The following is a 10,854-nucleotide window of genomic DNA, read 5'->3' as shown; positions in this document are numbered from 1 at the left end:
GTTCGCACTGATCGCACCGTTTTCGGTCGGCCGACCGGGCACCACGGCGGAGTGACACCTTTTTGCCCTGGAAGTGAATTACCGCCCACCCCGCAACGGCTCCGCGCAGTAGTCCACCCGGCCGAGCGCCCTGCTGCGCCGACCAGGCCCGTGACCAGCGAAGATCGCCCGTGATCCCGGTGCCGAAGCTGCGTTTCCGGCAGGTTAACGGCACGGTACGAGCCGGCCGGCCCCTGCTCGGCGGGCACTGGCCAGAACGCCCGGGGGCGTGCCACGATGTCGCCACCCGGCGCCGGCGAGTCCGCGCCTTTCGTCTTCCGACCCTCCCATATCACCGTGGCGCGCACCTGAGAAGACGCCAAGAAAGTGAGAGCTTTATGACCGTCCACGCCTGCCGAAGGAGCCGGCCGTGACCACGGGAACGGCGAAACCGAAACCGGACGGAAAACCGTCCCCGGTCCCGCGCGGCAGGGCGTTCCGGCTCGCGCAGCGCACGTGGTGGCTGCCCTGGGTGCTCGGCGCGGCCACCGTGGCGGTCGCCGCCGTCATCGTGACCGAGGTGGTCACCCCGGACGAGCCGGCCGGGTGGGACCAGGTCCGGCTGCCCACGGCCGAGCACCAGGTCGTCTACAGCGTGACCGGCACCGGGAAGTCCCCGGAGATCAAGTACGTGGTCGACGGCGTGAACGGCACGGAGACCGTGGTGAACGGGGATCTGCCGTGGCGCAAGGAGTTCACGCTCAAGGTCGGCCCCGGGCTCGGGGTCGTCCAGGTGCTGGCCGCGAACAACGAGACCGCGGACTCGATCGCCTGCACGGTCAGCGTCGACGGCAACGTCGTGCACCAGGCGTCCTCGCGCGGGCCGGGCACCCAGGTCTCCTGTTCCTCCGTGATCCGCCCGTCCTCGAGGTAGCCTGATGAAACTCCCCGGTATGCGCCGCGTGGTCGCGGCCGCGGCGGTGTCGGCGGCGCTGGCCACCGCGACGCCGGCCGCCGCCGCGCAGCCGGTGGTGCTCGACAGCTGCGCGGTGACCGTGCAGGGCGAGCCGGGCCAGCTCGTCTCGCTCCGGCCCGCGGCGGTGACCCCGCAGATCCTCGCGGCGCTGGCCCCGCTGGATCCGCTCAACGTGCTCCGCCCGGCCTTCACCGGCGTGTGGCAGGCGCTCCCGCCGATCACGCTCGGCTCGATCGGCGCGGCCGACGCCGTGATCCCGGGCAGCACCGTGGCCGACGCCGTGCTGGGCGAGCTGCGCCGGATCTCGTTGCTGGCCCCGGTGATCGACGCGCTGTCCCCGGCGCTGCGCGGGCTGCTGGGCGCGAACTGCCGGGTCACGACGAAGCCGGGGAACCCGGCACCGTCGGCTCCTCCGTCGGCGCCTCCGTCCTCCCCGCCGCCGGGCGGCGCCCGGCCGCCGGCCACGGGCGGCAGTCCGCCGCGGACGACCCCGGGCACTTCCCCGGCGACCGGGGCGACGGTCACCAGCCCGGGCCTGCCCGAAGCGGTCCTCGGGGCGCAGTTCCCCGGGGCGGCCGGGCAGGGCGGGATCCCCGGGCCCGGCATCCCGCCGGACCGCGTCGCCTACGACTACGGCCCGGCCGCGGTGCCGCAGGTCCCGGCGGTCGACGCGCGGATGCAAGGTCTCGGCGGCCAGGCGACCGGCTCGGCGGAGGCCCTGCCGGCCGCGGCCCGCGGCGGCGTCAGCCGGGAGACGCTGCTCGCCGGCCTGCTCGTGACCCTGATGGGGACCCAGCTGTTCCGCCGCTGGGCGTTGCGGCGGAAAACCGGTTAGGAGAACAGATGGGACTCACCCGGATCGCCACGGTCGCCGCCCACTTCGGCCGCGACCTCGCGTTCGGCCTCAGCCGCGTGGCGGCGCTGATCGAGGAGGCCCGCCGGGCGGGCGCCACGGTGCTGGTGCTGCCGGACGGCACGCTCGGTGGCGCCTTCGCCGACTTCGGCCGGGCCGACCCCGAGCACCCTCCGCCCGCGCTCGCCCCGGACGGCCCGGAAGTGCGGGCGGTGGCGACACTGGCCGCGGAACTGGTGGTGTGCTTCGGATACCGCGAAGCGGGCGAGAACGGCGAACGCTACTCGGCGGCGGCCTGCGTCTCGGGCGACGGCGTGCTCGGCCGGCATCGCAAGGTGCACCTGTCCGCGGCCGAAGCACTGCAGTGCGAACCGGGCACCGGGTTCGCGGCGTTCGACACCCCGGCCGGCCGGCTCGGCATGCTGCTCGACTACGAAAAGGCGTTCCCCGAAGCCACCCGCAGCCTCGCCGCCGACGGCGCCGCCATCGTCGCCTGCCCGTGTTCGTGGGCCGCCGGAAGCCGGGCACCGACGCTTTCCCGGGACCGCCAGGCCCGGCTGTTCGACGTCTACGACTGCGTGCGCGCGGTGGAGAACCAGGTGGTGTTCGTGTCCGCCAACCAGGCGGGCGTCATGCACGGGACCCGCTTCCTCGGCCTGGCCAAGGTGGTCGGCCCGGACGGCGCCACCCTTGCCCGGACTGCTTCCCGGCCGGCGCTCGTCGTCGCGGAGCTGGACGTCGAAGCGGAGATCGCCACCGCCCGCCGCGCCCGCCACCACCTCGAGGAGCGAAGACCGGAGGCGTACGCACTGCGCCGCCGGCAAGACACTCATTGACGCACGCCCTCGCCGGCGCCGGCCCGGTCATCTGGACAGGAAGATCTGGCGTTCCTCCGCGGTCGTCTCGAACAGGTCGAGGCTGGCCTGCTGGTCGGTCGGGGTGGCGCCGAGCACCGTGTGCAGCAGCGCCGTGCACAGCACGGTCGCCGCCGCGTGGGAGTCGAACGCGAAGTCCGAGCAGACCGGCGCGGCCAGCACGACGTCCGCGTACTCGGCCAGCGGGTTGAGCTGCTGGTCGGTGACCAGGGCGATCGTCAGGCCGACCCGCCGGGCCCAGACCATCGCCTTCTTGGTCTCCTCCGGCTGGCGGGGCAGCGCGAACACGAGCACCCATTCGGCGCCGATCTCGGCCGCCCGGGTCAGCCCGTCTTCGAGCGTCGAACCGGGAACGTCGAACACCCGGACGTCGGGCAGCACCTTCGCCGCGAAGTAGCCGAAGAGCTGCGCGAGCGGCGCCGACACCCGCAGCCCGATCACGGGCAACGGGCGTGACGCCGCCAGCGCGGCCGATACGGTGCGCAGGGGACCGAGGTCCGCCATCGTGTCCCGCAGGGTTTCCAGGTTCCGGATCTCGGCGTCGATCAGCAGCTGGATCTCGTTGCGCACCCCCGCGGCCGGCTGGCCGGCCGGCCGGGCCAGCAGCGCCGACTGCAGTGCGCTGCGGAACTCCGGGAAGCCGTCGAAGCCCAGCGCGGTGGCGAACCTCGTGACCGACGGCTGGCTGACGCCCACCTTCTCCGCGATGTCGACGCTGCTGAGGAACACCGCCTCCCGCGGATGGTCGAGCAGGTACTGGGCGATCCGCCGTTGCGCCGGGGACAGCCGGTGTCCGCCGAACAGCTCGTGCATCCTGGCGGTCATCCAGCCGGTGTCCGGTGCCGAACCGAGATCCGGTTGGGTCACGAAGTAATCCCCTCCTGCTTCAGCCAGTCGGCGGCGACCTGGTCCGGGTCGGCCTTGTCGTTGTCCACTTTGGAGTCCAGGTTGCTGAGGGCGTCGGTGGTCAGCTTGTCGTTGAGCAGGGCCAGCGCGCTTTCCACCGTCGGGTTCTGCTTGGCCGAGTTGATCAGCGGCACGATGTGCTGAGCGGCGATGAGGTGCTTCGGGTCGGTGAGCACCACCCAGCCGTTGCGCTCGATGTCCACGTCCGTGCTGAACAGGTTCGCCACGTCGATGTCACCCTTGCCCAGTGCTCCCTTGGTCAGCGGCCCGTCCGCGTCCAGGGCCTTGAATTCCTTGAACTGCGCCCCGTACACCTGTTGAAGGCCGACGATGCCAGCGTACCGGGTCTGGTCCTCGGCCGGCCCGCCGAACACGAGCTGTCCGTTGTGCGCGGCCAGGTCGGCCAGCGAGTGCAGGTTGTACTTGTCGGCGGTGGCCTTGGTGACCGCGTACACGTCGGCGTCCTCGGCGGCCGCATACGGAAGCACCTTCAGCCCGGCGGGCAGCGCGGCGGCCAGTGCCTGCTGCACGTCCTCGGCACTGCTCTGCTTGGCGTCCGGCTTCAGGTAGGCGAGCAGGCTGCCCTGGTACTCCGGCAGCAGGTCGATGTCGCCGTGCTGCAACGCCGGGATGATCACCTCACGGGAACCGAGGTTCGGCTTGACGGTGGCGGTGATGCCCTTGGCCTTGAGCACGCCGGCGTAGAGGTAGCCGAGTACGACGTTTTCGGTGTAGTTGGCGGTGCCGACGGTGATGGCGCCGCCGCTGTTCGAAGCGGGTGCGCCGGAGGGCTGGTTGAGCGAGCTGACGCCACCGGAACAGCCGGCGAGCAGGACGGTGGCGATGGTGACGGTGGTGGCGATCAAGCCGATGCGGTTTTTCACGGCGCTCCTCGACAAACGCGGGTACTGAGGTGGGTCGGGTACGGCTCGGCCGGCTAGGCGTCGTTCTGTTGACGTCGCCGCAGCGCGATGCCCCGTGGTACGAGACTCCGCTGCAGCCCGGTGAACGCGAGGTCCACCGTGATGGCCAGGACAGCGACGAGCACAGCACCGGCGAGCACCTGGGTGAGGTCGCGCTGGGCAAGGCCGTCGAACAGGTAGCGGCCGAGGCCGCCGAAGCTGATGTACGCGGCGATGGTCGCGGTGGCGATCACCTGCACCGCGGCCAGCCGGATGCCGGCGATGATCAGGGGCAGCGCCAGGGGGATCTCGATCTCCCACAGCACCTGGAAGCCGGTCATCCCGACGCCGCGCGCCGCGTCACGCACCTCGCGGTCGACCGAGGCCATGCCGGCGTAGGTGTTGGTGATGATCACGGGAACGGCCAGCACCACCAGCGCGACGTACACCGGCCACAGGCTCAGCCCGCTGACCAGGAACACCAGGGTGACGAGCCCGACGGTGGGCAGCGCCCGGCCGAAGCCGCTGATGTTGATGGCCAGGAACGCCCCTCGGCCGGTGTGCCCGATGAGCAGGCCGATCGGCAGCGCGACGACCATCGCCGCGAGCGTGGAGAGCAGGGAGTACTGCAGGTGCTCCAGCAAGCGGCTGCCCACCCCGCCGGGGCCCGCCCAGTGCGCACCGCTGGTCAGCCAGCCGAAGACCGAGCCGAAGATTCCGAACATGACGCGGCTCCTACTTCCTGGTCCACGGGGTGAACACGCGCTGCGCACCGACCAGCAACCCGTCGGCGGCCAGCGCGAGCAGCAGCGTCAACACGACGCCGACGACGATCGGGGTGGGAAAGTCGCGCTGGAAGCCGTCGATGAACAACTGGCCGAGCGCGCCGTAGCCGATGAACCCGGCCACGCTGACCAGGCTGATCGTCATCACGGTCGCCATCCGGACACCGGCCATGATCACCGGCAGGGCGAGCGGCAGCTCCACCGCGAACAGGGTGTGCAGCCGGGTGTACCCCATCGCCCTGGCCGCCTGGCGGACCTGCGGGGACACCCCGGCGAGGCCCTCGACGATGTTGCGCACCAGCACAACCAGTGTGTAGACGGTCAGCCCGGCGATGGCGGTCGTCTCGGTCAGCCCGGTGATCGGCAGCAGCAGGATGAACAGGGCGAGCGAAGGAATCGTGAACAGCACACCGCTGACCGCCGTGATCGGGCCGCGCAACGCGGGCAGCCGGTGCGCGAGCACCCCGAGCGGCAGCGCGATCACCAGCCCGAGCAGCACCGCGATCGCGGTCATCTCGGCGTGGGTCAGCACCAGCGTCCACAGTGCACCGGCGTGGGCGGGAATCCACGACCACATCATGAGGACGGCACCTCGTGCGCGGTGGCCGCGGCGACGATCCCGGCGCGGAAGCCGGCCGCGAGCTCGCCGATCTCCCGCTGATCGGAAACGCCGGCCACCGCACCGTGTTCGTCGAGCCGGACGGCGAGCCCGGTCGGCGCGGACATCGCGTTGTCCAATGCGGACAGCAGGGAGGCGTCGGGCCGCAGGCCGGCGGCCGGGAAGAGCTCGCCGTCGGCCACCACACCGGTCGCCGGAAGGCCTTGCCGGTCAACCCATCCGACCGGCTGGCCATCCACTGTCACGGCGAGCAGCCACTGCTGGTCACCGGCCGCCGACCGCGCTTCGGCGACCGGGGTGTCGGCGCGGACCGTGGTGACCGGCCGGACCGGCACGCCGTCCAGCGAACGCAGGGACAGCAGCTTCAGCCCGCGCTGCTCGCCGAGGAAGTCGGCGACGAACTCGTCCGCCGGATGGGCGAGCAGTTCGGCCGGCGCCGCGTACTGGGCGAGTTTGCCGCCGGTGCGGAAGATCGCGATCCGGTCGCCCAGCTTCACCGCCTCGTCGATGTCGTGCGTGACGAACACGATCGTCTTGCGCAGCCGGCGCTGCAGGTTGCGCAGCTCTTCCTGCAGGCGGCCGCGGACCACCGGATCGACCGCACCGAACGGTTCGTCCATCAGCAGGACCGGCGGATCGGCGGCCAGCGCGCGGGCGACCCCGACGCGCTGCTGCTGCCCGCCGGAGAGCTGGTGCGGGTACCGGTCGGCCAGTTGTTCCGCCAGCCCGACCGTCTCCAGCAGCTCGTCCACGCGGTCCCGGATCCGGCGTTTCGGCCAGCCGAGCAGCCGCGGCACCGTGCCGATGTTGTCCCGGACTGTCCGATGTGGAAACAACCCGGACTGCTGGATCACGTAGCCGATACCCCTGCGCAGGGCGGCTTCCGGCAGCTCGCGCACGTTGCGTCCGTCCACTGTGACCACACCGGAGGTCGCCTCGACCATCCGGTTGACCATCCGGAGGGTGGTCGTCTTTCCGCATCCCGACGTTCCGACGAGCACGGTGAGCTGTCCCTCCGGGATGGTCATGTCCAGCTCGTGCACCGCCGTGGCGCCGCCCGGGAAGCGCTTCGTCACCGACTCAAATCTGATCAACTATCTTCACCCCTTGAAGTGAGTGAATATCTTCATGCATAGTTCGTAGCGAATACGCGTATGTCAAGGTGCAGTCTCGGGCGTTAACCGACCGGAAACACGAGCTGGTCCGGCCGCCGTCCGCGATGACCCGCGTCCAGAGGAGATCGACATGACGTCGGTGATCGGAACTGTCGCGCCCGTGGTGCTCGACGGCCGCACGTTGAGCGCCGACCAGCTCGTCAGCGTGGCTTGTGAACGGGCAACGGTCGTGCTGGACGACACCGGTCGCAAGCGGATGGCCGCCTCGGCGCGCGCGTCCAAGGAAATCGTCGACCGGCAGCTCGTCTACGGACGCAACACCGGGGTCGGCGCCAACCGCACCGAGAGCGTGTCCGCGAACGACCACGCCGAGCACGGGCTCCGGCTGCTGCGCAGCCACGCCGGCGGAATCGGCGACCTGCTGCCGGAGGAACAGGCCCGGGCGATGCTCGCGGTCCGGATCAACCAGCTGATGGCCGGCGGTGCCGGACTGCCGCCTGCCATCGCCGAAACGCTGACCGCCGCGCTCAACGCCGGCGCCTACCCGGCGGTGCACGAGTTCGGGGCGATCGGCACCGGCGACCTGACCGCGCTCGCCGAAACCGGGCTGGTGCTGCTCGGCGAACGGCCGTGGCTCGGCTCCGGCACCACCCCGCCCCCGATCACCCTCGAACCGGGCGACGCCCTCGCGCTGATCAGCAGCAACGCGCTGACCATCGGCCTGGCGTCGCTGGCCTGGCGGATGGTGCGGGACCTGGTGGCCGCCACCAGCCTGGTCGCGGGTCTGTCCTTCCTGGCCGTCGACGCCTCGCTGGAGCCCTTGGCCGAGCGGGTCCACCGCGCCCGGCCGCACCCCGGCCAGGTGCTCGCCGCCGCGCGGATGCGGCACCTGATCGGTACGCCGCCGCGGCAGCGGGCCAGGATCCAGGATCCTTACGGCTACCGGTGTTTCCCGCAGATCACCGGGCTCGCCGTGGACGCCGTCGACGGACTGGAGCGGGTGCTGGCGGTCGAGCTCAACGCGGCCGCGGAGAACCCGCTGATCTCGGCCGAGGACGACGCCGCGTACCACCACGGCGGCTTCCACTGCGCTTACCTGGGCATGGCCCTGGACACGACGAAACTCGCGCTGCTGCACACCGGGCAGCTGTCCACCGCGCGGCTGACCACCCTGAGCGAACCCGGATTCACCACCCAGCGCCCCTTCCTCGCCGAGGGCGCGACCGGCAGTTCCGGGATCATGATCCTCGAATACAGCGCGCACTCGGCGCTGGCCGAGGTGCGCAGCATGGCCCAGCCGGCCGGCCTCGGACACGCAGTCGTCTCCCGGGGCGTCGAGGACCACTCGAGCTTCGCGTTCCAGTCCGCGAGCCAGGCGCTGCGCGCGGCCCGCGCGTTCCGGCTGGTGCTGGCCTGCGAACTCGTGGCGGCCATGCGGACGCTGCGACAGCGAGCCATCGAGCCGGATCCGGCCAGTCCCCTGGCCACCGCCTACCGGCTCGCCGATCGCGCACTGGACGCGGACATGGCCGACAGGTCGTTGAGCCCGGACGTCATGACGGCCGCCACCCTGCTCGACCGGCTGGCGGGCGACGAAGAAGGCAAGGGGCGATCGATCGCGTGAGGCATCCCGTTCGCCGCGCCTGAACCCGGGGGTCAGGCACGCCCGATCCGTTCGCGCAGGCGGGCCACGAGTTCCGCCTCGTCGGCGGTGACCAGCCGGTGGTCGCGCACGACGATGCGGCCTCCGACGACGACGTGTTTCGGCCGCCGCCCGGGCGAAGCCCACAGGAGTCCCGCGACCGGATCGTGCACACCCGCGTCGGCGACGCCGGACACGTCCCAGACGCACAGGTCCCCCGCCGACCCCGGGCCCAGGTGCCCGAGCTCGGGTCGTCCCAGCCCCGAGGCGGAACCCGTCGTCGCCATGCCGAGCACGGTGCGGGCGGGCAGCTGCGGCCCCACGAGGCCGGAGACCTGGAGGGCGAGCCGGGCGTCGGCGAGCAGGTGCCCGGCGTCGTTGCTGCCGCCGCCGCTCGTGCCCAGGCCGACGACGACTCCCGCCCCGATCAGCTCGGCGACCGGTGCGACACCCCATCCCATGGGCACGTCGCACCCCGGTGCGTGCGTCGCGGTGACCCCCGCCCGCGCCAGCAGGCGGATCTCCGCGGGCGTGATGTCACACAGGTGGGCCACGGTGACGTCCGGTGCCAGCCAGCCCCATTCGTCGAGGAGCTGCAGCGGACGGCGCCCGTAGCGCTCGGCGGCGATCACGGTGTCGACCTGCTCGTTGGCCTGGGTCCGGCGACGCAGGCCGTGGCGGGCGGCGACCGTGCCGAGCGCCGCGAACGTCTCCCGCGCGTCGGAATGGACCCCGGCGGGGCCGACCGCGAGCTGGAGCATGCCGTCCGCCGAAACCCCGCCGGCGTCGCCGGGAACGAGCGCGGTCACGATGGCCTCGGCGGACTCGCCGGCCCACTCCGGATCGTCCCGCGCCGAGCCGCGCACGAAGACGAGCCGGGCGCCGAGGGACCCGACGGCCTCGGCCGTCGCCCTCGCGAGGGCGACGGTGTCGGCGACCGGGGCGCCGTGTGGCCAGTTCAGGTGGTGGTCCGCGATGGTCGTGACGCCGCACAGCAGGCTTTCGGCGGCGCCCACCGACGCGGCGACGCTGTAGGTCTCCGGGTCGTGGCCCACTCGCGCGTAGGCGGCGGCCATCGCGGGCAGCCACTCGGCCATCGGCACCCCCCGCGTTCCCGGCAGCGTGCGGAACGCGCTCTGCAGGAGATGGTGGTGGGCGTTCACGAGCCCCGGCGTCACCACGCATCCGGACGCGTCCAGCACCGTCTCGCGCGGGGAACCGTCGCCGACCGCGAGATCACCACTGTCCTCTGTGGACGAATCGACGAGAACGCGGTCGGCGCCCCGGATCGTCAGCATGAGTTCCCCTCACAGCTCCAGGACGAGCCGGCCGCCGCGCGAGCGCGAGACACAGATCATCATGGCGCGGTTGGCAGCTTGCTCGTCCTCGCTCAGGATCGAGTCCCGGTGCTCGGCGGCGCCGTCGAGGATCGGGGTCTCGCACGTCCCGCACGTGCCTTCCCGGCACGAGGAGAGCGCGAGCACCCCGGCGTCCTCGACGACGTCCAGAACGGACCGTCCGGGCGGAACCGAAAGGACCTGGCCCGACAGGGCGAGCTCCACTTCGAACCCGGCCTCGGCCGTCCGCGGAACCGTCTTCGGCACGAACCGCTCGACGCGCAGGGAACCTCGCGGCCACGCCCGCATCGCCGCTTCGACGTCGCCGATCAGGCCGGCGGGCCCGCAGCAGTAGACGACGGTTCCCGCCGCGGGAACGTCCAGCAGCCGGCCGGGATCGAGCCGGGAGCCCTCGGTACTGATCCGCAGCTCGACCTTCCCGGGGTGGCGCCGCATGAGTTCGCCGCCGAACGCCATCGACGCCCGCGTGCGGCCCGCGTACACCAGCCGCCACGGCGTGCCCCTCGCCTCGGCTTCCTCGATCATCGACAGGATCGGGGTGATGCCGATGCCACCGGCGACGAAGAGCGCGGGGACACCGGACCGGAACTCGAAGTGGCAGACCGGCCCGCGGGCCCGCAGCGACGTCCCGGTCCCGAGGACGTCGTGGACATACGCCGATCCCCCACGGCCGGTCTCTTCGCGGCGCACGGCGATCCGCCAGACATCGGCGGCCAGAGGCCCGCAGAGCGAGTACTGCCGCTCCCCCCCCCCGTTACCTTTTTCGTGGCTCCCATCAGGGAGTTGTGGTCGCCAGGCCCGGCATGACTTGCGCCCCCAGTCGAACCCATGATCCGGGGGGTGG

Annotated in this window: 11 protein-coding genes; 4 read left to right on the top strand and 7 right to left on the bottom strand. The window is 72.0% G+C overall.

The annotated features are described in order from the left end of the window. Nucleotides 1-409 precede the first annotated feature (409 nt). From ACWED2_RS13910 to ACWED2_RS13900, 3 genes are read left to right on the top strand one after another with little or no spacing between them, the layout of a single operon-like run. Nucleotides 410-913, top strand: a complete 504-nt coding sequence (locus tag ACWED2_RS13910; protein ID WP_449690825.1) for an MmpS family transport accessory protein — start codon at nt 410-412, stop codon at nt 911-913. A 4-nt stretch (nt 914-917) separates the two neighbouring features. After that, complete coding sequence (locus tag ACWED2_RS13905; RefSeq protein WP_449690824.1) at nt 918-1,790, top strand: hypothetical protein; 873 nt, start codon at nt 918-920, stop codon at nt 1,788-1,790. 8 nt (nt 1,791-1,798) lie between these two features. Further along, on the top strand, nt 1,799-2,644 hold the full coding sequence (locus tag ACWED2_RS13900) for a carbon-nitrogen hydrolase family protein (protein WP_449690823.1): 846 nt from the start codon (nt 1,799-1,801) through the stop codon (nt 2,642-2,644). Between the two features lie 27 nt (nt 2,645-2,671). Here ACWED2_RS13900 and ACWED2_RS13895 read toward each other — a convergent pair whose 3' ends face one another. Genes ACWED2_RS13895 through ACWED2_RS13875 form a run of 5 tightly spaced genes read right to left on the bottom strand, consistent with a single transcriptional unit; the run spans nt 2,672 to nt 6,989 of the window. Then, a complete protein-coding gene (locus ACWED2_RS13895; protein ID WP_449690822.1) occupies nt 2,672-3,550 on the bottom strand; it encodes a MurR/RpiR family transcriptional regulator in 879 nt (292 codons plus the stop codon). Beyond that, nucleotides 3,547-4,473 carry an ABC transporter substrate-binding protein gene (locus tag ACWED2_RS13890; RefSeq protein ID WP_449690821.1) on the bottom strand — a complete coding sequence of 309 codons (927 nt, stop codon included), beginning with the start codon at nt 4,471-4,473 and terminating at the stop codon, nt 3,547-3,549. Before ACWED2_RS13890 ends, ACWED2_RS13895 begins: the two co-directional genes overlap by 4 nt. A gap of 53 nt (nt 4,474-4,526) precedes the next feature. Further along, a complete protein-coding gene (locus ACWED2_RS13885; RefSeq protein ID WP_449690820.1) occupies nt 4,527-5,216 on the bottom strand; it encodes an ABC transporter permease in 690 nt (229 codons plus the stop codon). Between the two features lie 10 nt (nt 5,217-5,226). Further along, nucleotides 5,227-5,856, bottom strand: a complete 630-nt coding sequence (locus ACWED2_RS13880) for an ABC transporter permease (RefSeq protein ID WP_449690819.1) — start codon at nt 5,854-5,856, stop codon at nt 5,227-5,229. After that, entirely contained in the window at nt 5,853-6,989 is a 1,137-nt protein-coding gene (locus ACWED2_RS13875) for an ABC transporter ATP-binding protein (protein WP_449690818.1), read from the bottom strand. Before ACWED2_RS13875 ends, ACWED2_RS13880 begins: the two co-directional genes overlap by 4 nt. A gap of 151 nt (nt 6,990-7,140) precedes the next feature. Between ACWED2_RS13875 and ACWED2_RS13870 the strand changes: the two genes are divergently transcribed. Next, entirely contained in the window at nt 7,141-8,634 is a 1,494-nt protein-coding gene (locus tag ACWED2_RS13870; protein WP_449690817.1) for an aromatic amino acid ammonia-lyase, read from the top strand. Nucleotides 8,635-8,666: 32 nt separating this feature from the next. Here ACWED2_RS13870 and ACWED2_RS13865 read toward each other — a convergent pair whose 3' ends face one another. Both ACWED2_RS13865 and ACWED2_RS13860 read right to left on the bottom strand, forming a co-directional pair. Next, nucleotides 8,667-9,950, bottom strand: coding sequence for an amidohydrolase family protein (locus ACWED2_RS13865; protein ID WP_449690816.1), 1,284 nt, complete (start codon nt 9,948-9,950; stop codon nt 8,667-8,669). Nucleotides 9,951-9,959: 9 nt separating this feature from the next. Beyond that, nucleotides 9,960-10,700, bottom strand: a complete 741-nt coding sequence (locus ACWED2_RS13860) for a PDR/VanB family oxidoreductase (protein ID WP_449690815.1) — start codon at nt 10,698-10,700, stop codon at nt 9,960-9,962. Nucleotides 10,701-10,854: the final 154 nt, after the last annotated feature.

This window comes from Amycolatopsis sp. NPDC005003, from assembly GCF_053600695.1.
Note: the sequence above shows the minus strand (reverse complement) of the source record. Positions and strands in the feature narration are given on the sequence as shown.

Coding starts and splice junctions, on each gene's coding strand:
- ACWED2_RS13870 (WP_449690817.1), top strand. CDS start 7,141: ATGACGTCGGTGATCGGAACTGTCGCGCCCGTGGTGCTCGACGGCCGC.
- ACWED2_RS13880 (WP_449690819.1), bottom strand. CDS start 5,856: ATGATGTGGTCGTGGATTCCCGCCCACGCCGGTGCACTGTGGACGCTG.
- ACWED2_RS13865 (WP_449690816.1), bottom strand. CDS start 9,950: ATGCTGACGATCCGGGGCGCCGACCGCGTTCTCGTCGATTCGTCCACA.
- ACWED2_RS13885 (WP_449690820.1), bottom strand. CDS start 5,216: ATGTTCGGAATCTTCGGCTCGGTCTTCGGCTGGCTGACCAGCGGTGCG.
- ACWED2_RS13905 (WP_449690824.1), top strand. CDS start 918: ATGAAACTCCCCGGTATGCGCCGCGTGGTCGCGGCCGCGGCGGTGTCG.
- ACWED2_RS13900 (WP_449690823.1), top strand. CDS start 1,799: ATGGGACTCACCCGGATCGCCACGGTCGCCGCCCACTTCGGCCGCGAC.